Genomic DNA, 23,116 nt, shown 5'->3' with positions numbered 1-23,116 from the left:
TTCCCCTCCTAAACCGAAACGAAAAAGGCGTGGGCGCGGCTTATGCCGCCGCGTCCACGTTCTTGTGGCTTCTGAGGTACTTGATGAACTTCAGGCTCTGCGGAATGATGAGAAGCGCGAGTGCCACTGTCATGATCGAGCCGACCAGATAGTTCGAGAAGAAGATCCCGAGCGATCCGTCGGAGGCGATCATCGACTGGTGGAACGAGCTTTCCGCCTTGCTGCCGAGAACCATGGCGAGAACCAATGGTGCCAGCGGAAATTCCAGCTTGTTGAAGACGAAACCGACGACGCCGAAGATCAGTACGAGCCAGAGGTCGGAGGTCGAATTCGCCACCGTATAGGCGCCAACGAAGCAGATCGCCACGATCATCGGACCAATGATTGCAAACGGGATGCGAAGCAGCGCTGCAAAGAACGGAACGGTCAACAGGACCAGAATGACACCGACGAAGTTGGAGATATACATGCTGGCGATCAGGCCCCAGACGAAGTCTGGCTGCGTGGTGAAAAGCATCGGTCCCGGCGTCAGGCCCCAGATCATCAGGCCGCCCATCATAACGGCTGCGGTTGCAGAGCTTGGAACGCCAAGGGCAAGCATCGGCAGCATGGCGCAGGTGCCGGCCGAGTGGTCGGCGGTTTCCGGTGCAACGATACCTTCGGGACGGCCGGTGCCAAACTTTTCGCCTGGCTTCGACCACTGACGTGCAAGACCATAGCTCATGAACGATGCTGCGGTCGGGCCACCGGGCGTGATGCCCATCCAGATCCCGACGGCAGACGAGCGCACGATCGTGGTGAAGTATTTCGGCAGCTCCAGCATGGTCTTGAAGACGTCGCGCGGGTCGATACGGGAGGCGACTCCGCGGAATTTCAGCCCGTCCTGAACGGTTGCCAGAAGTTCGCCGATCCCGAACAGACCGATGACGACGACCAGGAAGCTCACGCCGCTCAAGAGTGCTTCGATGCCGAATGTCAGGCGAAGCGATCCGGTAACGGTATCCATACCGACAGTGGACAGAAGAAGGCCGAGGCTGAGCGAGACGGCCGTCTTGATCGGCGAAGCGCTGCCCATCCCCACAAAGGCGCAGAAAGCGAGGAAATAGACGGCAAAATATTCAGCCGCGCCGAAACGAAGCGCGAAACGCGCTGCCCAAGTGGACAGAAGCGTGATGACGACGATACCGACGAAGGCGCCGATGCCGGCCGACATGAAGGCAAGCGTAAGCGCGCGGGTCGATTGCCCGGATCGCGCCATCGGATAACCATCGAAAGTGGTCGCCACCGAACTCGGCTCGCCGGGAATGTTGAAGAGGATCGAGGTCGTCGAGCCGCCGAACAGCGCGCCCCAATACATCGACGCCAGAAGGATGATCGCCGAGACCGGGTCCATTGTGAAGGTCAGCGGAATGAGCAGCGATACGCCGTTCGGAGCCCCGAGGCCGGGGAGGACGCCGACGATCAGCCCGAGAAGGACGCCGACGATCATCAGGGTGATGTGCATCGGCGTAAGTGCCGTCGCAAAGCCACCCATAAGCAGTTCAAAATTTTCCATGATCAAGCTCCGGGTGCTTAGTAAATGCCGAGCATTTCTTCGATCGGGCCCTTATGCAGCGGCACCTGGAACGCTTTTTCGAAGACGAAATAAAGCGCGATGGAGAAGACAACACCGATCAGGATCGCGATCCACGGCTTGTAGCCGCCGTTGCGCCAGGCAACGTAGAAGAGATACAGCGCCGTCCCGATATAGGTGCCGAGAAAGACCGTCACGATGACGAAGACGATCATCGGCAGAAGGAAGGAAAGAACCCTTCGCGTCTGTTCCGGCTCAAGGAACGTCTCGCGCATCTCCTCGCTGCCCATTTTCAACCTGAAAATGGCCTGGGCCGCGCTGGCAAAAGCCGCAACGATCAGGATGATGCCGACGTAAAACGGAAAGTAGCCCGGCATGGGGCCGGATTCACTCCAGCTGACGCCGAGTTCCAGGGCACCGGTTGCCCCCAGTGCGCCGACGGCGGCAAGAGTGATGGCGGTGACGATCTCGACATGGAGTCGCTTGATACGCATGATTGATTTCCCTCGATCGAAAGATCCGGCACGAACATGCCGGACCTAAAATCGCGTTGGCGTCAGGACTTTACTTAACCAGCCAACCTTCGGCCTCGAAGACACCGACGGCGTTCTTCTCGCTGGTCACAATGAAGTCCTGCAGCTTCTGACCCGCCATGAATTCGCCGGTCTGCGAGGTCTTGCGGACATAGTCAGCCCATTCCGGGGTCTCGCTGACCTTCTTCAGAACGTCGCTGTAGTAGGCGACCGCGTCATCAGGCGTTCCGGCAGCGGTCCAGACCGTGCGGGGCATCTTGTAGGACGGAACGTTGACGCCGCTCGAGGCGCAGGTCGGGATATCGCCCCAGCCCTTGCCGTCATGGACCGGATCGCTCTTGGCCATCGGCTTGTCGGAGAAGACGCAAAGCGGCTTGATCGCGCCCGCCTGCCACTGGCCGACATTCTCGTTCGGATTGTTGACGTTGGCAGCGACATGGCCGCCGGCCAGCTGAACGCCGACTTCGCCACCGCCATTAAAGGGCAGATACTTGAAATTGGTGCCCGTCGTCTGCTCGATCAGAGCGACCAGGGTTTCATCCGTGTCCTTCGACTGGCTGCCGGCGAAGGAAAGCTTGTTCGGCGCAGCTTTCGCGGCTTCGATGAGATCCGTCGGCGTCGCGTATTCGGAATCGCCCTTCACCCAGATCAAAAATTCGTCGAATGCGAGCGCTGCGACGGGACGCAGGTCCTCCATCGAATAGGCAAGCTTTGCGACATGCGGCAGGAGATAAGCGTTGTTGGTTCCGAAGTAGAGCTTGTTCGGATCGCCTTCATTCTTGCGGGCGTAGAGGAACGCTTCCGCACCGCTGCCGCCGCCCTTGTTGAGGACCACCATCGATTTTTCCATCAGCTTGTGCTTGGCGATGATCGACTGGATGGTGCGGGCAAAGTTGTCGGTGCCGCCGCCCGGGCCGGATGCGACGACGAACTCGACGGGGCGTGTCGGTTCGAAGGCAAGCGCCTGTCCCGCCAGCACGACCGCGGCCGCAAATGTCAATCCTACGGATAGCTTCTTCATCTTATTCCTCCTTTAGATGAAATGGCTGCAGGTTTGCCTACAGCCGATCGGTCCTCGTGTTCACGAAGCGGCAGCGAACTGCGTCCTCGGCGCACCTCGTGAGATCGACCCGGCAATGAGCGGCCAGGCAGACGCCGGCTGCGATCTCGTGATGTCGGGCAGTTCTTTGAATTCGAATGAGAAAGAAGCGAGCGCGCTGAAGCCACTCTGATCGTGGCGGTTGGGCCTCGCCGAGACGCCTCTTGCGGGCGCAAGTCCGACTGATTTTGGGCTTCGTCCTGACGCCATAATCTCCTCCATCCGAGGAAAATCATAGGCCATCTATTAGCACATATCAAGTCTTCAGAATTTTGTATACAAAATTTTGCGGACAGGGGAGCGCAGGCGGCGATACGATCGATCAGCGCGATCTAATCGATTTGCTCTTGCTTTACGCGATAGCCCGACTGTTCAAACTCGCGTTTGCGAACGCGAGTTTGAACGGATCGCGAGATTTTTTTTAGAGAACTTAGGCTGATCGGCACCGGGAACCGTCATGCGGATAGCACAACAGCAACCTTAGATTCAGGTCCCGATCGGCGATTCGCGATCGCAGCCAGGTCTATTCAGCCTTCGACTGCGTGCTACCCAAAGAGAGCCGTCCGGGCGACCTCAGGCGCGGTGCCGGTCATGCCGGCTTCGTTCGCCATCGGCAGCCGGTAGTATTTGCGTGCAGTCCCCGCAAAGAGTTTTGCCTGATCTCTCAGGGAATAGCGTGCCGCCACGTCCTTGAAGCCCGAATAGATCGTGTCAAATGAACCGCATAGACTATCGACCGGGAAATTGCTGGCAAACATCGTCCGCTCGGCTGAGAACATAGCAATGGTTTCGGTAATGATGGCGCTGTTGTCCTCGATTGACCAAGGCCGCCCTTTCTGGCCGATCCCAGAAATCTTGACGCAGACATTGGGCATATCCGCAAACTTGCCCATCGCCGCGTGCCATCCCTTCATCCCTTCGCTGGATCGATCCGATGGCAGACCCGTGTGGTTGAGGATGATGGTCGTGGAAGGAAAATCCCGTGCCAGCAGCATGGCCTCGTCGAGATGCCACCAGTTCGTCTGGAGATCGAAGCTCAGTCCATGCGTCTCGAGAAGGGCGTAGCCTTTGCGCCAGGTCTCGTCGGTCATGAGAGTTCGGTGATCGGCAGCGAAAGCGGCGCTTTCGGCGCCGCCCGGCTTGTGACGCACGCTGCGCACCAGCTCGAACTTTGCCTGCTGGGCGAGCACGTCGCCGACATCGGCTCTGTTGAGCCATGCCTGAGCCACGATGGCGTTGGGAAGCCCGAATTCATCCGCGACCTTGGTTGCGTATCGGCTTTCGCCAATGGGATCTGTCGGATCCCACTCGGTCTCGACATACACTGTCTGCACGACGTTGTGACCTTCCGCGTCCTTCAGGTAGTCGGGCGGAAGATAGCGCCGCTTGATCGAGCTGTAGTCGCCATACCGAAAGGGGATTTTAGCCTCCGGCTTTAGCCAGGGATGGTCGTTGGCGACGGGGTCCCAGAAATGCTGATGCGCATCGACGATAGGGCCGTCCCAAAGAGGAAAGTCGTCCAATTAGCTGCCCTTCCGTTCACGAGTACCTTCGTTGAAGTCGATGGTGAGAGTGGCGATGACATAGACGACGGCGCAGCCCGCAAAGAAGCCGAGCACGGTGCCATAGGAGCCACCGGTCCATTGAAGGATGAAGCCTGTCAGGATCGGGACGATGATGCCGCTGACACTGCCGGCAAAGTTCATTGTGCCGCCGATGACGCCGACCCGGCTCTTCGGCGCGAGGATCGAGGGGAGGCTCCAGTAAAGGCTGCCGAAGTAGAGCAGGAATAGTGTGGCGGAGAGAAGCGCGACCGCGGCAACCGGGCTGCTCACATGCGGCAGAGCGATGAATGTGGCGGCGACGCCGAGGCCAGTGATGCCCAGAAGAAGCTTGTAGACGACGGATCGTTTAAACCCTGCGGCCACCATCTTGTCGGCGACAAAGCCGCTTGCGAGCGAACCCAGCATGCCGGCGAGGAAGATGACGAAAGTCGCTCCGCCCATTTCCTTCAGGTTGAAGTTGCGCGCCTGCGCAAGATAGCTCGGGCCCCAGGTCAGCAGACCGAAATTGATCATCGCCCATCCGGCGCGACCTGCCACGAGGCTGACGATCGACCGGCGAAGGATTTCGGTCGGTTCGCTTTCCGTAGCCTCGGACTTCGGTTGCCCCACTTCGTTGATGATATCCATTTCCGCAGCGTTGATGCCCGGATGCGTGGACGGATTGTCACGGAGGTAACGCCATGCGAGCCAGCCCAAAAGGATGGTCACGAGCCCGGCGACGATGAAGGCAAGCCGCCAGCTTCCGAGCGTAAGGATGAGCCAGCTGATCAGGACGCCGCCGATGGCAGCCCCGAGCGGGGCACCGCTGTCCATGAAAACGGCACCGCGGGCCCGTTCCCGTTTCGAAAGCCAGATCGAATTGAGTTTTGCTCCGGCCGGGAAGAGAGGCGCTTCCGCCGCGCCGAGACCGATGCGGGTCAACAGAAGCGAGATGCCGCCGGTCGTGAAGCCCGCAATGGTCTGGAAGATACCCCAACCGAGTGTGGACACCGTGATGACCGAGCGTGCGCCAAAGCGGTCGATCAGCATGCCTCCGGGGATCTGCATCAATGCATAGCTCCAGAAGAAGGAGCTCAGGATAAGACCCTGCATGGCGGGGCCGAGCGAGAATTCGGCGGCAATGCTGGGCATGGCGATCGAAAGAGCCGTACGGTCGACCATGTTGATGACAACGAGCAGGAAAACGACGACGAAGATGTACCATCGTACATTCGTTGCCGCTTTACCCTTTAGCTCCACGCGGCCAGCGGCAACGGGTTGCTGTTCAATTTCGGACATAGATACAAATCCTCCCTGACTTGTCGGCGCAGGCCTCATCAGGCTTGCATCCACCCGGTTGTCACCGACCTCCTTGATCGGCGTTCCTCTCCACCGTGCATCCCGGGAATATAGTTGACTGGCTATGCCGAAATAATGAAATATACAGATCATGTGATCGACTTTTCCGATCACGGCATCTGCCGTCTGAAATGGATTGCGCCAATGACATCAGAGCGTTTCGACCGCGGGCTGTCGCTCCTGCGCCATCTGAAAAGCACGCAACTCCTGCTTCTCATCGAGCTTGGAAAGGTCGCGAGCCTGCGAAAAGCCGCGTCGGCTCTCAACATGACGCAGCCGACGGCGACGAAACTGATTCAGGATCTGGAAGCGGCCGTCGGCCATCCGCTGTTCGAGCGCAGTTCCAGGGGCATGCGCGCAACGCCCTATGGCGAGGTGATGATCAGACATGCGCGGCTCATGCAGATGGAAATCGTCCGGACGAGGGAGGATCTCGATTCGCTGTCGTCGGGCGCATCCGGCACGTTGCGGATCGGGGCTGTCATCAGCGCCGTTCCGTTTCTGCTGGCAAAGGCTGTCGCTGCGCTCAAGCGCGAGCATCCCGGCCTGCAGGTCTCGATCGATGCTGGGACAAGCGATGCGCTCGTTGGCTCCCTGTTGAACGGTCACCTCGATGTGCTGCTGGCACGACCGATCGTGCTCGGCGATCGCAACGACTTCGATTACGTCGATCTCATCGACGAACCGCTGAAAGTCGTCGGCCGGCGGGACCATCCGCTCGCGAGCAGGTCGTCCGTCACGGTGCGCGAGCTCGGCGAATGGCCCTGGACGCTTCTGCCGGCCGGAAGCCCGATGCGAAAGGTTCTGGCGCCCGTCTTTGCCGAAATGCGCCTGTCCGGTCCCCAAAACATCGTCGAAACATCGTCAATGATGACGATGGTAGCGCTGATGCACGAGAGCGACATGCTGGCCGTGATGCCGGGCGACGTATCGGACTTCTACATCCGCCATAACCTGCTGGTCGAGATCCCGGTCACGCTGCCTGCGGTGATGGGATCATACGGGATCGTCACGCGTCGAGATCGGCCGATGACGCCCGGCGTCGAGGCGTTCTTGACGCAACTCCAGACGGCGCTGCAAGAACAGCGACGGATCAGGGCGGAACTGGCGAGCGACGGATGACGCAAGCCGGACGCATACCTCGGTGAAGGGGTGAGCCTAGTTCAGATCGAACTCATCCAGCCCAGTCCGTCCTCGGTTACTCCCGCAGGCCGGTATTCGCAGCCGACATAACCCTGATAGCCGAGGGCGTCGATCTCTTCGAAGATGATGCGGTCGTTGAGTTCGCCTGTCATGGGTTCATGCCGGGTAGGAACCGCCGCAATCTGGATATGCCCGATGCGCGGCGCCATCTGCCTCAAGGCTGTGATGACATCTCCATGCATGATCTGGCGGTGATAGATGTCGAACTGAAGACTGACATTGGAGCGATCGAGATCGGCGACGAGATCGAATGCGCGATTGAAGTCGTTGAGAAAATAACCCGGCATATCGCGTTTGTTGATCGGCTCGATGACGAGACCGATACCGGCTTCGGCCGTTGCATCGGCCGCCTTTTTCAGATTGTCCACATAGCAGGAAGCAGCGGTGGGATCATCCGCTGGCGCGATCCCGGCCATCATGTGAAGAAGCGGCGTTCCGAGCGCCTTGCCATAGGCAATTGCCTTGACCAGCGACGACTCGAACTCCTCGCGCCGGTCGGAAAGGCTCGCAAGACCCCGATCGCCGCCTGTCCAATTCCCGGGTGGCATGTTGAACAGGGCCTGGTTTAGCCCGGCATCACGAAGCTTCTCGGCGACGACCTCGGCTGGATAGTCGTAAGGGAAGAGATACTCGACGGCGCTAAAGCCAGCCGTGGCCGCAGCCGCGAACCGCTCCAGGAACGGTCGCTCGTTGAACATCATCGACAGGTTTGCGGCAAACTTCGGCATGGGCCTATTCTTTCTCTGGCATGCCGGGCAGGTGAAGCCCGGTGATCTGGGCGAGCAGCCGCGCAACCGAACTGTCGTCATCGCGACCCATCCCGGCGGCCTCGGTCATGATGAAGAGTTGCAATGCGGCCGCGGTGATCGGAAGCGGAAACTTCTGCTGGCGGCCTATGTCGGAGACAATGCCGAGATCCTTGGTGAAGATCGAGACCGCACTGTGAGGGCTGTAATCGCCATCGAGCACATGCGGTATGCGGTTTTCGAACATCCAGCTATTGCCAGCCGATTTGGTGATGACGTCAAAGACCCTGGCAATGTCGAGATCGAGGCTTTTCGCGAATGTGATCGCTTCGCAGGCGGCCGCTATATGGACACCTGCCAGCAACTGATTGACGATCTTGAAGGAGGAGCCGACACCCGGCTGGTCGCCAAGCTCGTAGACGGTGGCCGCCATCGCATCGAGCGCCGGCCGCGCCGCCTTGAATGCTTCAGGCGAGCCCGATGCCATGAAGGTCAGTTCTCCCGAATGCGCCTTCTTCGAGCCGCCGCTGATGGGGCCGTCGAGATAAAGCAGCCCGGCTGCCTCGGTTCGCGCAGCGAAGGATTTGGCGTCGCTGGGCGAGACGGTGGCACAGCAGACGATGACGCCGCCGGAATGCATCGCGCTGACGATCCCGGCCTCGCCGAAAAGGACTGTTTCCGTCTGTGCCGCATTGACGACCACGACGACCGCGATGTCAGCGCCTTCAACAGCATCGCCCGGCGAGGAGGCAGCAACGCCACCTTCATTTTCGAGGGTCGAGAGCGCGTCCCGGTTGACGTCGAAGCCGCGAACCTTGTGACCGGCGCTCAGCACAGAGCGTGCCATGCCTAGTCCCATTGAGCCGAGGCCAATGATGGCGATAGTGGTTGGGCTGGACATGAGCGGCACCTCCATGAAGCGCTGTGTAGTCAGAATCTCAGCGCTAACATGTTTTCAACCACATCCTCTTGCCCTGTTCAAGCGACATATGTTAGCGCTGAGATAAATGGAGGAGAGAACGACTTGGACGGGGATGGGAGGTCCATTGCAGACGATAGCGTGCCCTCGGCCGCTGAGACGCCGACGCTTGCGCATGTCGCTCGGCTGGCAAAAGTCAGCGAGAACACCGTCTCGCGCGTGATCCGCAACAAGGGACCGATCGCACCGGAGACAAGGCTCCGCGTCAATGCGGCAATCGACGCACTCGGCTATGTCCCTAACAGGGCTGCCGGTTCGCTTGCGTCCTCGTCTTCGCCGATCATCGGCGTCATTTTGCCGTCGTTGTCGAACATCGTATTTCCCGAAGTGCTCAGGGGTATAAATGCCGGGCTGATTGGCACGTCCTATCGCCCGATGATCGGTGTGACCGACTACAGTCTCGAGACCGAGCAGGATATTATTTCGTCGCTTCTGGCCTGGCATCCGGCGGCGATCATCACCACAGGTTTCGAGCATACCACGGCCGCAAGACGCATGCTTGAAGGCAGCCGGGTGCGGATCGCCGAACTGATGGATATCGATGACCGGCCCATCGACCTTGCGGTCGGCCTGTCGCATCGCGACGCCGGCCGCGCGATGGCACGCCATCTCGTTCAGCGCGGCTATTCGAGGATCGGCTATGTCGGCCATGACTGGACTGCGGATCGGCGCGCGCGTTTACGGTATGAGGGGCTTTGCGAAGGTTTGTCTGAGACGGGCCTGTCGCTGGTCGCAGAGTATCGGACAGAGGCGCCAAGTTCGACGCTCGAAGGACGTCGAGCTCTGGCCAGTCTTCTTGCCGACGGTGCCGCCATCGATGCGGCGGCGTTTTCCAACGACGACATGGCGGTGGGCGGTTTCATGCACTGCATGGCGGCCGGAATGCCGGTGCCGGACGGTCTCGCGCTGATGGGCTTCAACGGGCTCGAGATCGGACAGGTTCTGCCAAAGCCGCTGACGACGGTGCTTTCCAATCGCTTTGCCATCGGCAAGACGGCAATCGAAGCCTTGCTGGAGACGCCTCAGCGTCCACAGGAGGCACGGATCATTGACACGGGATTTTCAATTATAGAGGGGGCAACCGCCTGAAGGCGGAGCCCATCCTCAAGACGGGAGAATGATATGCTGCTTGGCGCAATCGCCGATGATCTGACCGGCGCAACGGACCTTGCCCTGATGCTGTCGAGGGAGGGCATGCGCACGATCCAGACGGTGGGCGTTCCGCCCGCCGATTTCGATCTGAGCGATGTCGACGCGGTCGTCGTCGCCCTGAAATCCCGTACCAATCCCGCTGACGTGGCGGTCGCGATGTCGCTCGAGGCACTGCGTTGGCTGAAGACGGCCGGTGCCCGCCAGATCATCTTCAAATACTGCTCGACCTTCGATTCGACGCCGAAGGGCAATATCGGGCCGGTTACCGATGCGCTCGCACGCGAGCTTGGGACGGATCTGACGATCGTTTGCCCTGCTTTCCCTGCCAACCGCCGGACGATCTACAAGGGTCATCTCTTCGTGGCAGATCAACTGCTGTCGGATAGCCCCATGCGCCATCACCCCCTGACGCCGATGACGGATTCTTCGCTGGTGCGTCTGATGGCGGCACAATCCAAACTTCAGGTCGGCCTTGTCTCACATGAGAACGTCGCAAAGGGTGCCGAGAGCGTTCGTGCGGCATTCGACGAGGCGCGTCGGCGTGGTGACGGCGTCGTGGTCGTCGACGCGATTACCGACCAGGATCTGCGCGTGATCGGTGAGGCAGTCGCAGAGTTCCCGCTGATCACCGGCGGTTCCGGCATCGCAATCGGTCTGCCCGAGAACTTTCGGCGCGCGAAGCTTTTGCAACGAGACATCACGGCAGGACAGTTTCAGGCGCCGGACGGGAGGGCCGCCATTCTTGCCGGTTCCTGTTCAGAGGCGACACGGGGCCAGATCAAGGCCGCTATCGAGGCCGGCATGTCAACGCTCAAGCTCGATCCGGTCGATATCGCACAAGGGCGTATGGACGTTGACGAAGTGATCAGATGGGCTCTGGCGCAGGAAGGCGTTCCACTGATCTACTCGAGCGCTGATCCGAAGGATGTTCTGGCAGCTCAAGAGAGCCTTGGACAGGAAAAGGCTGGCGAGATCGTCGAGCAGTTCCTCGCAAAAACCGCCATCGGACTGCGCGAAAACGGGGTTCGGAGGCTGATCGTTGCCGGCGGAGAAACGTCAGGCGCCGTCGTTGGAGCACTGGCGCCGTCCGCCTTGTTTATCGGCCGCGAGATCGACCCGGGTGTGCCCTGGACACTGACGATGGGTGATGGCGCACCTATGGCGCTTGCACTCAAATCCGGCAATTTCGGCACCGCCGACTTCTTCCTCAAGGCGTGGGAGCTTTTGAAATGACAGCACTTCTTTCCGAAGAGACAAAGCTGCGCGACGAGATCGTCACGGTTGGCAAGTCGCTTTTCGACCGGTGCTTCACGTTCGGATCGACCGGCAACATCAGTGCGCGGCTATCGAATGGCGATATGCTGATGACGCCGACAAACGCATCGCTTGGCGCGCTCGATCCGGCGCGCCTTTCGAAATTCTCGGCTGAGGGCGTGCATGTCTCCGGCGACAAACCGACCAAGGAAGCGTTCCTGCACCAGTGCATGTATTGCGAACGCAGCACGGCGTCAGCGGTCGTTCACCTTCACTCGACGAATGCCGTCGCGATCAGCCTCATCGAAGGACTAAATCCGGAGGATCTTCTTCCTCCACTGACGGCCTATTACGTCATGCGGGTGGGAAAACTGCCGATGGCTCCGTATTTCCCGCCAGGCGATGCCGCTTTGGCGGAAGCGGTGCGGGAGCGTGCTCGCGACAGCCACGCCGTCCTGCTCGCCAATCACGGGCCGGTCATAGCCGGGAAATCGCTGCGCGAGGCGCAATACGCGACCGAAGAGCTCGAAGAAACGGCGAAACTATTCATGATGCTGCGTGGCGAAAAAATCAGGCCACTGACGCAGGAGCAGCGTGACGATCTTATGGAGCGCCACGGCTGATCCTGTTTGGGTAGGTGACCGCGTGCTGTGCTTCAGCCGCGGAAACTGCCTTCGTTCATGTCCTTGGGATCATAGTTGAGATCAAAATCCTTTTCGGATTTCTTTCCCGGGGCATCGCGGTGAACGGTCGCGTCCTCAGAGCCCGTTACGACTGTCGGCTTTGCGCTGTGAACCCCTGTCGCCTTGCGATCGGCCTGGGACGGGGCGTACTGACCCTTTGCATCGTCTTCCGGTTTACTCATTGCAGTGCTCCTTTTCTGTCCTATCCAACAGGTAGCAAGAGCAGGAGTTCCGTGACGATCAGCCTGATACTCGCAAAGGGGAACGAAGATTGTGCTCTCGCTCCGTCCGGTTCGAGCAAACACGTGTGCCGGAGGATGGACGGTTCAGATATAAGCGACACCGGCCTTCCGGGCTTCCGCTGTCGCATAAAGGTTGAACCGATGGCAGCGTTCGTAAAACGCTACCGTTTCGCCCGGCATATCCTCTGGCAGGCTCAGGAAGTCCCGCAGGCGCAAGCCGTCTTTCTGGTCGAGATCAGCATTGGCCAACGCGGGGCCGTCAAGAGCGGCGATGCGGTCGTGCAGTCGTGAGAAGTAAGCAAGGTTCGCTTCGACGATCGACGGTGCGGAGGTCTGGCCGTGAGCTAGAACGACGTGGCGGGCATCAAGATCACGGATTGTTTTCAACGAGCAGCAAAGCGCCTTGAGATCGTGAGGATCCTTGCTCCAGACCTCGGGGATCGGCCACTCGACGGCATCGACCGCAAGACAGGTTTGGATGGAAGGGATCCAGACCGCGATATGATCCGGCGTATGTCCGGGCGTGTGAAGCAATTCGAGGACCAGATCGCCGCCATCCAGGATCATGCTCTCGCCAGCGAAGCATAGATTGGGGGCAACAATCTCGACATCCCGAAATCGTGCGTCGCGCTGTTTTTCGACAAGCTTATCTCGTGCAGCGGGATCGTTTAGCCGCTCCAGCGCCTTGGCGTGCGCGATGATCGGTATGCGATCGTCAAGCCCGGAATTGCCCCAAAAATGGTCCCAGTCCATGTGGGAGTTGATGACCAGCAGAGGCCGGTCGCCCATCTGGTCGTCGAGCAGTGCTAGCGCCTCCCGACACAGGGATGGGGTGCCAAGCGTATCGACGAGGACATTGAACCGATCAGTCCGCACGAAGACGGCATCGACCTCGTCGCCAGCCCTCACGATGACAATCCGATCATCGAGGCCAGGGTAAGTCGTGAGCCGAACCGAAATATTCATCGCCAATCCCTTGCGATGCGTCACTTGAAAAGGCGATGGCCCGCCGTCAGCGGAACGAGGGCAACCCATGACTAGGTTTCGGCATATCCAGCTTTGGCAGAGAATTCGCGAGAGCCGCAGCCTCGCCGGAATAAGGGAAGTCATCGCCCAGCTGGCGATCGCCTTCGTACACCTTGAAGGATGGCCCATCGACCTCGACGATCTTGTAACCGTTCACGTATTCGACCTTTGGCGTTTTCCAACCCATATCGATCTCTCTTTCTTGAAAGCTGACGCGACGGTCAGCGCGATGTCATGACGGTCGATCCGTTGGCAAAGGTCTAACAGGTACACGCTCAAACGCCTAATCATGACCGAGCGGCAGCCGAGTGCTTGATCGGCGCAGGAAATCGATAAGGCCACCACGTGCGTATCCTGTTGTGCCACAATCGGCGCGGCTTAGCCTCAGGGTGGAAGGGAACAAATCGAGGTCAAATGCATTCGAGGTCGCAGTCAATGCCGACTTCTCTTGGGGGCCCTTATGAAACGACTTTCCGTGACCGCCTTTGCCGCTCTTTGCCTCACCGCCGGAGCAACCTACGCGCAGACGAACAACGACGAGGCAGCCCAGGCATGCCAATCGACCGGCTTGCTGGCGCTGCAGGAAAAATCGTCCGCCATCACCGACCTGGTGCTCGACATGGAAACCCTGGCCGTGAGCTCCGCGGATACCAAGGTCGAGAATGTCGCGGTGAAGACCGTCGTCATGGGCGATGCCTATATCGCACGCGGCGGCGAAACCGGTAAGCCTGATCGTTTCGTCTGCCTTCTGGGCGAAAAAGGAAAAGTGCTTCTGACGTTTTTTACCGCGCAGTAGCCGACGGAGCCGCGTCGCAGTTGGTGCCGGATTTGCGACAGTTCCGTCAGGTACGGCGGGTGTCAAGGATCAGATAACTCAGCGCTATCCACGTCGTTTGCTCGGAACCGATCCGCCGCTGCGGGATTACTGTAGGCCTCGAAACATGCACCGGCTGGTTCCTCGAAGGAAGCAGGCGGTGCTGACTATGGAGACCCTTATGCAGCTACCACAGAACACGATCGTTGCCGTTGCCGATGGCGAAAAGCTCAGCCTTTTCAAGAATGAAGGTGACGCAGCAAACGTCAAGCTGAGAGCGATGCCGGCCACGGACATCGACAGCTCGAAAATCTCTTCCGGTGCGCGCCATTCCAGCAGCTCCGCAAACCCGGATGACAGCCAGCAGGACGAAGACGGTTTCAGCAACGGCATTGCCGACATGCTGAACAAGCATGTGCTGGATGGAAAGATTAAAAATCTTGTTGTCGTGGCGGCGCCCCGCACACTCGGTGAAATGCGCAAGAGCTACCACAAGTCGCTGTCTGACGTTCTGATTGGCGAACTCGACAAGGACCTTACGGGCCATTCGATCCAGGATATCGAAAAGGCGCTGGCTGCAGCCTGATCGCTACAACAGCACCAGAAGTGGAGGCCCTGCAGCAGCGGGGCCCTACTTTCGAGAAGTGAAGGCCATCAGTATCCGATGTCTGCGGATAGATGGACACTGTTAGAAAGGGCGGCGCCCACGCTTCTAAACAGTCAGGCGACCTCGGAGGCCAGGATTAGGCCAGGAGGGGGGCTCGGTACTTCCCCACCTTCGACCCGTAGCGCCAGATAATCCAAGGCGTTCTGCAGTCCGTTCATCGTGTACGGCTTCTCGATTGCGCCGAGCGCGCCTGCAAAATCGTCCGGGATCCGCTTCAAATTTCCTGAAACAAATATGTAAGGGACGTTTTTCGAAGCAAGGAATTTTCCGACGTCGATCCCTGTCGGGCCATCAAGAAGTTGGATGTCGACGAAAGCGAAGTCAGGCGCAGTCTTTTCAGCAAGTTCGTATGCGGTCGAGCTTGAAGCCGCCTGGCCGACAACATCGTGACCCGCAGCCTCGACCTCAGTTTCAAGTTCGAGCGCAAGCAGCGCCTCGTCTTCCACGATCATCACGCGCAAAATTCTGTTCCTTACTCATTGACCATCAGGGTAACGCTCACTTCTGTGCGCTTGCCATCCGTTTTCCGTTCGATTTCAGCGCCCAGCTGCCTGGCACAGGTCTCCAGCATCAGTCTGCCGAAGTCGTGTTCGCGCTGGTCAAAGACAACGGGGGTGACCGTGTCGACGACCCTTACCAAGAAGTGTCCGTTCAGGCGTCTCACTTCCAGGTGAATTTCGCCGCCATCGCTCAAGCCGCGTCGAACGACATCACCGATCAGCTCGTTCAAGATAAGAGCGAGAGGTGATGCCTTGTCAGCCGGGACGATGACTTCGTGCAGGTCGGTTGTCATCACAATGTCAGATCGTCTAAGCGCACCGACCACATCGACGATCAGGTCGCCTGCGAACTCTGCAACATCGAAATGGCCGACATCATCGTCATTCAGAAGCTTACGGTGAACAGTGCTCAGCGCTTCGACGCGGCTGAGGACGGAAAACAGGGTCCTCTTTGCCACCTCGTCCTCCGCCATCCGCGCCTGGAGCTTGACGATAGAGGCGATGGTCAGGAGATTGTTTTTGACGCGGTGGTCGACTTCGTGAACGAGCGCGGTCTTTGTTGTCAGCGCGTCCGTCAGGTCCGCTGTCCGCCTTGCGACTTCCTCTTCCGCGATATGCCGAGCCGCCGCTAACTCTGCCTCTTTGCTCTTGATGTTGGTAAAGTCCAACTGAGACGCGAAGAAGTAGATGACTTGCCCATTTTCGTTTCGAACCGGGCTGACGAACAGAGCATTCCAGAAGGTCGTGCCGTCGCGCCGATAGTTGAGAATGTCGATCGCAAGATCCCGCTCTTGCGACACCGCTTCCCGAATTTTGGCAACAGCCGCAGGGTCAGTTTGCGGACCCTGTAAGAGGCGGCAGTTGCGCCCAACAAGTTCCTGCGCCGAGTACCCGGTTAACTTCGAGAACGCTCGATTTGAAAAGATGATCGGGTTATCGACCTGGCGTGGATCGGTGATGATCATCGGCATGCGTGTTGCTTTGAAAGCTGCTGCGAACGGATCTCCGGATGCGTGGGCGGCGATTAGCCGGTCGCCTGCGTCTCGTGCGCCGCGAACATCTTTTTCCACAGCCATAAAGTCCGTCGCCCCTCATAAGCGTTGCGAAAAATAATGCTTTAACCGCGGACAGGTTCCGACATCCTGTTAAAATTGACGGTCGTCAGCGATCCGCTCCATTCTCTAGGGAAAACCTGAAAATTCCGTGTTTCGAGATGTTGCGGAGATTAGGCACTGTGCAGTCGCGGGATCACCAAAGGTTATTGGCGCTCACGTCTCGTCTCAAGACCGGCATAACGTATGGCGATAAAGGCCATCAGGCATGCGACCGAGAACATGTTGAGCCTGAGCAGGATGGCAAGGTCAGGATCGCTCCAGACCCGCAATGGAGGACCGAGAAGATACTGCGAGAATAGAAACACAGCGAAGACAAAGGCCGCCATGCTGCGCTGCCACCACTTCTCCTGGGCAAAAAAGGACAGTGCGGAAAGCATGAAGCAGGCACCAAAGAAAAGCGCCGTCCCCGAACCATGGCCGAACAGTTTTGTCTCGAACAACGTGTCGAGCGTGCCGACGATTGGCAACGCCAACCGCGCCATCAAAGGTGATTGGCGAGCAATGAAAGGGATCGCGAGAAACAGGGGGGCAGCAAGCAAGGTAGCGCATGACGCAGCCACGCCGTTGCCGACGAGATACCAGACATAGACGGGATAGAATGGCTTGTTGAATACGATCACCCAGGCGATCGTGACCGTCGCCTGGGTGAGGGGATCGAGTGGCGGTCGTGTCTGTGTCATCGCTCGGCAACCCCTGTCTTTGAATATGCAAACAACGGCCGCACGCGGTTTCAGCAGTGGCGTGCAGCACCGGAATGGCTACGCCGAGAAGGTCTGCGCGGCGTTGATCGACGACACGAACTGACGTGTGCGTTCGTGGACAGGGTTGCGAAAGACCTGTTCGGCGCTGCCGATCTCGACGACCTGCCCCGCCTCGAGAAAGACAACGAGATTGGCAACCTGCGAGGCAAGTCGCAGATCGTGCGTCGCCATCACCATGGTCGTGCCCTCTTTGGCAAGGGTGCCGAGCACGTCGACGACCTCGGCGGAAAGCTCCGGGTCAAGCGCCGAAGTCGGTTCGTCGCACAAAAGAACCTTCGGCGAGGGCGCGAGCGCCCGCGCAATTGCCACACGCTGCTGCTGGCCGCCTGAGAGATTGGCGGGCCAGGCATCGGCCTTGTGTTCCATGCCGACTTTCGTCAGCAATTCCAGGGCGCGCGCCCTGGCTTTTTCGCGGGACCATTTCTGGACGACAAGCAGCCCTTCCATGACGTTTTCGATGGCCGTGCGATGTGGGAAAAGCTGGAAGTTCTGAAACACCATTCCCGTCTGGCTGCGCACTTTCTGAATGGATTGCCACGGCGCCTTGCGGCCGGGTTCAAAGTCGACGCTCTCAGCGCCGATGCGGACGCTTCCGGCGGTCGGTTGCTCCAGGAGGTTGATGCAGCGGAGCAAGGTACTCTTGCCGCCGCCCGACGGTCCGACCAGAGCCGAAACGCTGCCCTCCGGAAAGCTGAGAGAGATATCCTTCAGAATTACGGCGTCGCCGAAACGCTTTTCGATATGCGACAGTTCGATCATCGGTTGGCCTCCAGCATGCCGCCGTATCGGGCAAAGCGAAATTCGAGCCGGGACTGCAGGTGAGACAGGATGGAGCTCAAAGCGAGATAGATGATGGCGGCCTCGATATAGAGGATGAGCGGCTCATACGTCGTGGCAACGATACGCTGCGCGGACTGGAAAAGTTCGGGCACGGTGATTGCCGCGGCAAGCGAGGTATCCTTGACCAGCGATATGAACGTGTTTGACAGAGGCGGCACGGATACCCGGCTTGCCTGCGGCAGGATCGTGCGCCGCATCGCCTGGCGCCAGTTCATGCCGGTGGAATAGGCGGCTTCCCACTGACCCTTGGGGACGGAGGAGATGGCTGCACGGATGATTTCCGACGTGTAGGCACCGACATTGAGCGTGAAGCCGATCAGGGCCGCCGTAAAGGCATCAAGCAGAATTCCCACACTCGGCAGGCCGTAGAAGATCACGAAGAGCTGCACAAGGAGTGGCGTACCGCGAATGATCCATACATAGAAGCGAGCGATTGCTGAAACCGGCCACGGCCCGAACAACCGTGCGACCGCGGTGACAAGCCCCAGCGATAGGCCCAGCACAAAGGAAAGGAGTGTCAGCGGGATCGTAAATTTCACGCCGGCCCACAGAAGTGTCGGCAACGAATCGATCATCAATTGAAGCCAGTGCGGCACGGCGAACCTCAAAACATATGACGCCCGGCGATCGTCGCCGAGCGCTCTGATCTCAGTACATATGGCGCAGTTTCAAGAACGGAACAGTCCGTTCTTACTTCGAGACGTCCTGACCGAAATACTTGTCAGAAATCGTCTTGTAGGTTCCGTCCGCCTTGATGTCGGCGAGCGCCTTGTTGATGGCTGAAACCAGCTCGTCGTCGCCCTTGCGAACGATGATGCCAGAGAAATCCGCATCCGCCTTTTCGGCAACGATCTTCACGGGAGCCTGAGGCTGCTTCTTCTTGAAATCGAGGAAGGAGAGACTGTCGTTGATCGTGGCATCGGCGCGGCGGGTCAGAACCAGCTGGATCGACTGGTCAAAGCCGTCGGTGCCGACGAGCTCTGCTCCAGACGCCTCGGCCAGCTTGCCGAAGTTGCTGGTCAGCGACTGTGCCGACTTCTTGCCCTTGAGGCTTTCGAACCCTTTGATCTCCTCATCATTGCTGCGAACGATCAGCACGGCCTTGGACGCGATATAGGGGTCGGAGAAGGCATATTTCTGCTTGCGGGCTTCGGTGATGCCGACCTGATTGATGACGGCATCATAGCGTTTGGCATCGATGCCAGCGATGAGGCCATCCCACTTGCCTTCGACGAATTCTGCCTTCACGCCAAGCTTGTTCGCGACAGCCTCGCCGATCTCGACATCGAAGCCGGTCAGCTTGTTGGCGCTGTCGTGGAAAGTGAAGGGCGCATAGGTGCCTTCCGTCCCGATCTTGATCACGCCGGCGGCCTTGATCTGGTCGAGGTTTTCGCCAGCGACAGATGGGGTGATGGCAACGGCCTGCAGAAGGGCGGCAGCAGCGATGGATTTCAGCCAGTTCATGGTCATTCCTTTCGGGCATCAGGCCTGATGGCCTTTCGATGCGGTGTTATCTAGGAAAACCTGTGCTGTTGGAGGAGAGGATCGAGCAAATAAAACAGGCAAATGAGATTATTTTGCTCATTTTTGTTCGCGCATGACCCGACGCAACCACGACACAGCCTTTGCGCAGGATTTCCGGCAAGACGCCATCGTGCCGCAATCTGTTGTCCCGGAAGACCCGGGCGGAACCCTTGCGTTCTCTAGCTGTTGTTTCGCCGAACAGGAGCAACATCATGACCGACGAAAAACGCGACGAAACCGGCAATGAGGAGCCACAGGCGGAAGAGCACGCAGGGTGAGCATAGCCAGGAGCGGGAGCAAACCGCGGGCGATTCAAAGCCTCATAACAGCTCGCCGCAGACGTGGTCGGCCGATCACGGCGGAGGAGTTTCGCCGCCAACCAGCAAGCCGGTGAGTTCAGACGATAAGGCGGACTAGGCGTCTGAACATCTGGAGCCTTCGAACCGTATCAAAGCCCTTGCCAACGGATTTTGGCCGGAGGCTGTGATGGCCCACGTCTAGGCTCGAATCATTCTTCGTTTAGTAGCAGCTGAATAATAAAACGCCTCTAGCGTGCGCTGCGGTAGCGAGATATTATGCTTTCCGTTAGCGCATGCGCTCGGGTCAGTGCCAACGTAATATTAGAATAATAAAACGATCGATATTGCCATTTCTGTAAATAAGAAAGTCGGGTTCGCGCAATTCTAATGCACGCCAGATTGTTCTCAGTTTTTATTTCCTAAGTACCTTTCCTGTTTTTCGCAGTGCTCACGAGGTTTTCTTGGCTTGAGCAGATATTACAACGATAGGCGGTTTGCGGAAGGGGGAAGGCATCGGGGGCCGGGAGGTCTCGTCGTCTTCATGCTCCTGTTCGCCGCCTTCTCAAGCGCAATCGGCGCAAGCCTTCTCCTGTCCAATGATCACACGCGTCTCAAGCTTTTGTTGATGCGGCTGGGTTTCCAGCAAAGCAGCGTTGCGAACCTGAGCGTGCCCTTTGTCAATGCACAGTCCGCCGCGCAGGCAAGCATGGGGGTGTCGGTGGTCTTTGCAAAGAAAGCCCGCCTCTTGAAGGGCCGCGCCCCGATACGTGCTGACGAGCAGTGCGCTACTCTTTCAGCCCTTGCCGAGGTGGAGCCTGTGTTTACCCGCGAAGACGGTGGCGCCAAATGGGAATGCAGCTATCTCGTGACGGGAGCGGATTTGGGACGTCAGTCATCGATATTCGTCCAGATCCGGGGTAGGGAGGCTGCAGGGAACGCGACATTCCGGCTGAAAATAAGCTTCGGAACTTTGTCCGAACGGAAAGCGCTCGCCTATCAGGCGTCCGCAATTGCAGCACGCTTGCTCGATCTCGATGCGTATCTGTCCATTTCGCTCGGAGACGCCTTGGCGCGAGGGCAGGATTTTCGCAGAGAGATTGCGGCGGCAACCATTTCATATAAGCGGGAAATGCTGGATGAAAGTCGATACAATCTCGTTGGAACGTATCCGCTTCCGAAAGCCCCTGCTCAGCAAGTCACAAACTGAGTTGCGTTTCGTATCTACTTGATACTTGCCGTGACAGTCGTGTCGTGAGGCGTGCCGATGTGCTCGGCAATCTGGCTGATGCCCTGGATGATGACAGCCCAGAGAGCAATGGAGACACCGAAAGCAAATGACAGATTTCTGAAACGACGCGACATTTTTCCCTCACAAGATGAGGAATATGTACCGCACAATAGTTCGAATACAGTTAGTGTGATCGGTCAAATTGAAGCGAACTGTAGCGCCGCCGATCGACCATGAAAACGCTCGCCGAGAAACTTCGCGCTCAGAAAATCGGCGGGTAACAGACCCTGACGATTTCGATCTGGCGCGGTTCTCGGTAGGTGATCTCAAGCAGTTCGCATTCCTCTGTGACGTAGCTCGAGCGGACAAGATGTGTGTTCGTTTGCGTCTCGTTATACCTCGACCGCTGAATGATGTCCGCCGCGTATGCCGACGCCCCGAGCGAAGCTGCGAGGAGTAATGTCGCAATAGTTAACTCCGAAATTACGTGTAAAGCGGCCATTTCAACCTCTCTAATCACCCGTACTTTGCGTCTATATCTAGTATATTTTTCAGATTAAAACGCAAGACGCAAATAACATCACGCCGAATGGATCGTAGCTGTTGGCGAGTGATGTGAACCTAGTCCTGGAGTGCTGCGGCAAGAGCCTGATTGTAGGTCGGAGCGATCACCTTTTGTGGTGATCATTTCAGAGCGCTTGCCGTCGGTTTTCGACGCTTACGCAACCTTTCTGTCCGTTCGGAAATCGCAGGCAGATCTTGCCGTTGTCGATCTTGTACCCGATCGTCTTACCCGTTTGGTAAGTATACCCGTTCACTTTTTTTGCAGCGTTCCCCGAACCTTCGCTCATGCGCCCGGGGATTTTTGCTTGGAAGCAACGCACATCTCGGTATGTGCATACTGTGCGGGAAGCGACGAAATTATTGCGGCAATGACAGCTAAAACTGTGCAGCGGATAACTTGATCGATCTCTCAAGTCGTCGCCGCAAAATATCACGGCTCACTCGAACGGACCGGCGGGTTTCGACGCGTGTTGCTGCGAATCTACGTATCAAATCTAATTTCATATGTAATAATAAAGCAATATTGCTTGTTTTATATTTAACCATTTATTAAGTTCTGGGCTGACTCGTGTTTAGAATCGAGATATGGAGTATTGATAAGACGATCATATATTAACTCTCGTATATTGGATGGTTCCCTTGAGTGCTGTGGAGCTGGTGGTACAACTGGATGCTAGTGAGTACCTCGCCGGTAGTTCGGCGAATGATAATTATAAGCTTACATATAGTTATCAGCCTGCGGCTTGGGAATTTGCGGCCAAGCGCGCAGTCGACATGCTGATATCCCTGATTGCCCTCGTTACGCTTCTTCCCCTGTTCGTCCTGATATGCGTGATCATCCGTGCGGAGAGCAGAGGGTCACCGCTGTTTTCCCAGATTCGATGGGGGAAGGATGGTCGCAAGATTAAAATCTATAAGTTCAGATCGATGTTTACCGACCGGGGAGATGTGTCTGGCGTCGCACAGACAACTCGGAACGATCCCCGGATTACACGGGTCGGCCAATTCATTCGCAAATCCAATATCGACGAACTGCCGCAACTCATCAACGTGCTCAAAGGGGACATGTCTCTTGTCGGTCCGAGATGCCACGCCGTCGGCATGCTTGCGGCCGGCGTCACCTATGAGGAACTCGTTCCGGATTATCACCAGCGACACAGCATGCGGCCTGGTCTTACCGGGCTGGCGCAAATGCGCGGCCTGCGAGGGCCAACGGATCGTGCTTCGAAAGCCCGGGCTCGCATCGCCTGCGATCTCTATTATGTTGCCAATTTCTCGATCTGGCTTGACGTCTACATCATCCTCCAGACCATCAGGATGGAACTGACGAATGGCAAGGGCTTCTAAGCCAACCGTTCTTCGAACCGATCCAATAGCAAACGGCGGCACACTGCTGCCGCCGTCGCTTGTT

Annotated in this window: 25 protein-coding genes; 8 read left to right on the top strand and 17 right to left on the bottom strand. The window is 58.0% G+C overall.

What is annotated here, in order from left to right; all coding sequences use genetic code 11:
• Positions 1-40: 40 nt before the first annotated feature.
• The 5 genes from BLW69_RS19515 to BLW69_RS19490 form a co-directional block, all read right to left on the bottom strand.
• Positions 41-1,555, bottom strand: a complete 1,515-nt coding sequence (locus BLW69_RS19515) for a tripartite tricarboxylate transporter permease (RefSeq protein WP_092664340.1) — start codon at positions 1,553-1,555, stop codon at positions 41-43.
• 17 nt (positions 1,556-1,572) lie between these two features.
• Positions 1,573-2,067 carry a tripartite tricarboxylate transporter TctB family protein gene (locus tag BLW69_RS19510; protein ID WP_062458685.1) on the bottom strand — a complete coding sequence of 165 codons (495 nt, stop codon included), beginning with the start codon at positions 2,065-2,067 and terminating at the stop codon, positions 1,573-1,575.
• 70 nt (positions 2,068-2,137) lie between these two features.
• Positions 2,138-3,127, bottom strand: a complete 990-nt coding sequence (locus BLW69_RS19505) for a Bug family tripartite tricarboxylate transporter substrate binding protein (protein ID WP_092664338.1) — start codon at positions 3,125-3,127, stop codon at positions 2,138-2,140.
• Positions 3,128-3,750: 623 nt separating this feature from the next.
• Positions 3,751-4,728 carry an amidohydrolase family protein gene (locus BLW69_RS19495; protein WP_092664334.1) on the bottom strand — a complete coding sequence of 326 codons (978 nt, stop codon included), beginning with the start codon at positions 4,726-4,728 and terminating at the stop codon, positions 3,751-3,753.
• The gene (locus BLW69_RS19490; protein ID WP_092664332.1) at positions 4,729-6,048 is read right to left on the bottom strand and encodes an MFS transporter; all 1,320 of its coding nucleotides are present in this window, start codon (positions 6,046-6,048) and stop codon (positions 4,729-4,731) included. It abuts the gene before it with no gap.
• A gap of 135 nt (positions 6,049-6,183) precedes the next feature.
• Between BLW69_RS19490 and BLW69_RS19485 the strand changes: the two genes are divergently transcribed.
• Positions 6,184-7,230 carry a LysR family transcriptional regulator gene (locus BLW69_RS19485; RefSeq protein WP_244508897.1) on the top strand — a complete coding sequence of 349 codons (1,047 nt, stop codon included), beginning with the start codon at positions 6,184-6,186 and terminating at the stop codon, positions 7,228-7,230.
• A 41-nt stretch (positions 7,231-7,271) separates the two neighbouring features.
• Here BLW69_RS19485 and otnI read toward each other — a convergent pair whose 3' ends face one another.
• Complete coding sequence (gene otnI / locus BLW69_RS19480; protein ID WP_092664330.1) at positions 7,272-8,039, bottom strand: 2-oxo-tetronate isomerase; 768 nt, start codon at positions 8,037-8,039, stop codon at positions 7,272-7,274.
• A gap of 4 nt (positions 8,040-8,043) precedes the next feature.
• A complete protein-coding gene (ltnD, locus tag BLW69_RS19475) occupies positions 8,044-8,958 on the bottom strand; it encodes an L-threonate dehydrogenase (RefSeq protein WP_092664625.1) in 915 nt (304 codons plus the stop codon).
• A 123-nt stretch (positions 8,959-9,081) separates the two neighbouring features.
• Here ltnD and BLW69_RS19470 point away from each other — a divergent pair, with 123 nt between their 5' ends.
• Genes BLW69_RS19470 through otnC form a run of 3 tightly spaced genes read left to right on the top strand, consistent with a single transcriptional unit; the run spans position 9,082 to position 12,065 of the window.
• Positions 9,082-10,125, top strand: coding sequence for a LacI family DNA-binding transcriptional regulator (locus BLW69_RS19470; protein WP_244508896.1), 1,044 nt, complete (start codon positions 9,082-9,084; stop codon positions 10,123-10,125).
• A gap of 33 nt (positions 10,126-10,158) precedes the next feature.
• Positions 10,159-11,421, top strand: coding sequence for a 3-oxo-tetronate kinase (gene otnK / locus BLW69_RS19465; RefSeq protein WP_092664326.1), 1,263 nt, complete (start codon positions 10,159-10,161; stop codon positions 11,419-11,421).
• A complete protein-coding gene (otnC, locus tag BLW69_RS19460) occupies positions 11,418-12,065 on the top strand; it encodes a 3-oxo-tetronate 4-phosphate decarboxylase (protein WP_092664324.1) in 648 nt (215 codons plus the stop codon). Before otnK ends, otnC begins: the two co-directional genes overlap by 4 nt.
• Positions 12,066-12,097: 32 nt before the next feature.
• On the opposite strand, the gene BLW69_RS19455 is transcribed toward otnC, so the two are convergent.
• From BLW69_RS19455 to BLW69_RS23025, 3 genes are all read right to left on the bottom strand, one after another.
• Positions 12,098-12,307 (bottom strand): hypothetical protein, encoded by a 210-nt coding sequence (locus tag BLW69_RS19455; RefSeq protein ID WP_062458716.1) that lies wholly within the window; start codon positions 12,305-12,307, stop codon positions 12,098-12,100.
• Between the two features lie 144 nt (positions 12,308-12,451).
• Entirely contained in the window at positions 12,452-13,333 is an 882-nt protein-coding gene (locus BLW69_RS19450; protein ID WP_092664322.1) for an MBL fold metallo-hydrolase, read from the bottom strand.
• 46 nt (positions 13,334-13,379) lie between these two features.
• Positions 13,380-13,580 (bottom strand): hypothetical protein, encoded by a 201-nt coding sequence (locus tag BLW69_RS23025; protein ID WP_062576573.1) that lies wholly within the window; start codon positions 13,578-13,580, stop codon positions 13,380-13,382.
• Between the two features lie 273 nt (positions 13,581-13,853).
• Here BLW69_RS23025 and BLW69_RS19440 point away from each other — a divergent pair, with 273 nt between their 5' ends.
• Entirely contained in the window at positions 13,854-14,189 is a 336-nt protein-coding gene (locus BLW69_RS19440) for a hypothetical protein (protein WP_062458725.1), read from the top strand.
• Positions 14,190-14,388: 199 nt separating this feature from the next.
• Complete coding sequence (locus BLW69_RS19435) at positions 14,389-14,793, top strand: host attachment family protein (protein WP_062458727.1); 405 nt, start codon at positions 14,389-14,391, stop codon at positions 14,791-14,793.
• Between the two features lie 134 nt (positions 14,794-14,927).
• Here BLW69_RS19435 and BLW69_RS19430 read toward each other — a convergent pair whose 3' ends face one another.
• From BLW69_RS19430 to BLW69_RS19405, 6 genes are all read right to left on the bottom strand, one after another.
• Entirely contained in the window at positions 14,928-15,335 is a 408-nt protein-coding gene (locus BLW69_RS19430) for a response regulator (RefSeq protein ID WP_062458730.1), read from the bottom strand.
• 11 nt (positions 15,336-15,346) lie between these two features.
• Positions 15,347-16,450 carry a PAS domain-containing protein gene (locus tag BLW69_RS19425; RefSeq protein WP_092664320.1) on the bottom strand — a complete coding sequence of 368 codons (1,104 nt, stop codon included), beginning with the start codon at positions 16,448-16,450 and terminating at the stop codon, positions 15,347-15,349.
• A 182-nt stretch (positions 16,451-16,632) separates the two neighbouring features.
• A complete protein-coding gene (locus BLW69_RS19420; protein ID WP_092664318.1) occupies positions 16,633-17,169 on the bottom strand; it encodes a hypothetical protein in 537 nt (178 codons plus the stop codon).
• A 78-nt stretch (positions 17,170-17,247) separates the two neighbouring features.
• The gene (locus BLW69_RS19415) at positions 17,248-18,009 is read right to left on the bottom strand and encodes an amino acid ABC transporter ATP-binding protein (protein ID WP_092664316.1); all 762 of its coding nucleotides are present in this window, start codon (positions 18,007-18,009) and stop codon (positions 17,248-17,250) included.
• Positions 18,006-18,686 (bottom strand): amino acid ABC transporter permease, encoded by a 681-nt coding sequence (locus BLW69_RS19410; RefSeq protein WP_062458746.1) that lies wholly within the window; start codon positions 18,684-18,686, stop codon positions 18,006-18,008. The genes BLW69_RS19415 and BLW69_RS19410 overlap by 4 nt, the downstream gene beginning before the upstream one ends.
• Positions 18,687-18,780: 94 nt before the next feature.
• On the bottom strand, positions 18,781-19,554 hold the full coding sequence (locus BLW69_RS19405; RefSeq protein WP_092664622.1) for an amino acid ABC transporter substrate-binding protein: 774 nt from the start codon (positions 19,552-19,554) through the stop codon (positions 18,781-18,783).
• 900 nt (positions 19,555-20,454) lie between these two features.
• Between BLW69_RS19405 and BLW69_RS19400 the strand changes: the two genes are divergently transcribed.
• Entirely contained in the window at positions 20,455-21,120 is a 666-nt protein-coding gene (locus BLW69_RS19400; RefSeq protein WP_092664314.1) for a DUF6030 family protein, read from the top strand.
• Between the two features lie 14 nt (positions 21,121-21,134).
• Here the strand turns inward: BLW69_RS19400 and BLW69_RS22865 are convergent, their stop codons facing one another.
• Positions 21,135-21,275, bottom strand: a complete 141-nt coding sequence (locus BLW69_RS22865) for a hypothetical protein (protein WP_156461709.1) — start codon at positions 21,273-21,275, stop codon at positions 21,135-21,137.
• Positions 21,276-22,344: 1,069 nt separating this feature from the next.
• Between BLW69_RS22865 and BLW69_RS19390 the strand changes: the two genes are divergently transcribed.
• A complete protein-coding gene (locus BLW69_RS19390; RefSeq protein ID WP_280141296.1) occupies positions 22,345-23,052 on the top strand; it encodes a sugar transferase in 708 nt (235 codons plus the stop codon).
• Positions 23,053-23,116 lie beyond the last annotated feature (64 nt).

Origin of the sequence: Rhizobium sp. NFR12 (genome assembly GCF_900108545.1) — a bacterium.
Classification (GTDB): Bacteria; Pseudomonadota; Alphaproteobacteria; order Rhizobiales; family Rhizobiaceae; genus Neorhizobium; species Neorhizobium soli.
The sequence above is the reverse complement of the archived record's forward strand: the minus strand, read 5'-3'. Positions and strand labels throughout refer to the sequence as shown.

Excerpts from the sequence above, each read along its gene's own strand:
- BLW69_RS19515 (WP_092664340.1), bottom strand. The coding sequence starts at position 1,555 with ATGGAAAATTTTGAACTGCTTATGGGTGGCTTTGCGACGGCACTTACG.
- BLW69_RS19510 (WP_062458685.1), bottom strand. The coding sequence starts at position 2,067 with ATGCGTATCAAGCGACTCCATGTCGAGATCGTCACCGCCATCACTCTT.
- BLW69_RS19505 (WP_092664338.1), bottom strand. The coding sequence starts at position 3,127 with ATGAAGAAGCTATCCGTAGGATTGACATTTGCGGCCGCGGTCGTGCTG.
- BLW69_RS19490 (WP_092664332.1), bottom strand. The coding sequence starts at position 6,048 with ATGTCCGAAATTGAACAGCAACCCGTTGCCGCTGGCCGCGTGGAGCTA.
- BLW69_RS19485 (WP_244508897.1), top strand. The coding sequence starts at position 6,184 with ATGAAATATACAGATCATGTGATCGACTTTTCCGATCACGGCATCTGC.
- otnI (WP_092664330.1), bottom strand. The coding sequence starts at position 8,039 with ATGCCGAAGTTTGCCGCAAACCTGTCGATGATGTTCAACGAGCGACCG.
- ltnD (WP_092664625.1), bottom strand. The coding sequence starts at position 8,958 with ATGTCCAGCCCAACCACTATCGCCATCATTGGCCTCGGCTCAATGGGA.
- otnK (WP_092664326.1), top strand. The coding sequence starts at position 10,159 with ATGCTGCTTGGCGCAATCGCCGATGATCTGACCGGCGCAACGGACCTT.
- otnC (WP_092664324.1), top strand. The coding sequence starts at position 11,418 with ATGACAGCACTTCTTTCCGAAGAGACAAAGCTGCGCGACGAGATCGTC.
- BLW69_RS19455 (WP_062458716.1), bottom strand. The coding sequence starts at position 12,307 with ATGAGTAAACCGGAAGACGATGCAAAGGGTCAGTACGCCCCGTCCCAG.
- BLW69_RS19450 (WP_092664322.1), bottom strand. The coding sequence starts at position 13,333 with ATGAATATTTCGGTTCGGCTCACGACTTACCCTGGCCTCGATGATCGG.
- BLW69_RS23025 (WP_062576573.1), bottom strand. The coding sequence starts at position 13,580 with ATGGGTTGGAAAACGCCAAAGGTCGAATACGTGAACGGTTACAAGATC.
- BLW69_RS19440 (WP_062458725.1), top strand. The coding sequence starts at position 13,854 with ATGAAACGACTTTCCGTGACCGCCTTTGCCGCTCTTTGCCTCACCGCC.
- BLW69_RS19435 (WP_062458727.1), top strand. The coding sequence starts at position 14,389 with ATGCAGCTACCACAGAACACGATCGTTGCCGTTGCCGATGGCGAAAAG.
- BLW69_RS19425 (WP_092664320.1), bottom strand. The coding sequence starts at position 16,450 with ATGGCTGTGGAAAAAGATGTTCGCGGCGCACGAGACGCAGGCGACCGG.
- BLW69_RS19420 (WP_092664318.1), bottom strand. The coding sequence starts at position 17,169 with ATGACACAGACACGACCGCCACTCGATCCCCTCACCCAGGCGACGGTC.
- BLW69_RS19415 (WP_092664316.1), bottom strand. The coding sequence starts at position 18,009 with ATGATCGAACTGTCGCATATCGAAAAGCGTTTCGGCGACGCCGTAATT.
- BLW69_RS19405 (WP_092664622.1), bottom strand. The coding sequence starts at position 19,554 with ATGAACTGGCTGAAATCCATCGCTGCTGCCGCCCTTCTGCAGGCCGTT.
- BLW69_RS19400 (WP_092664314.1), top strand. The coding sequence starts at position 20,455 with ATGCTCCTGTTCGCCGCCTTCTCAAGCGCAATCGGCGCAAGCCTTCTC.
- BLW69_RS22865 (WP_156461709.1), bottom strand. The coding sequence starts at position 21,275 with ATGTCGCGTCGTTTCAGAAATCTGTCATTTGCTTTCGGTGTCTCCATT.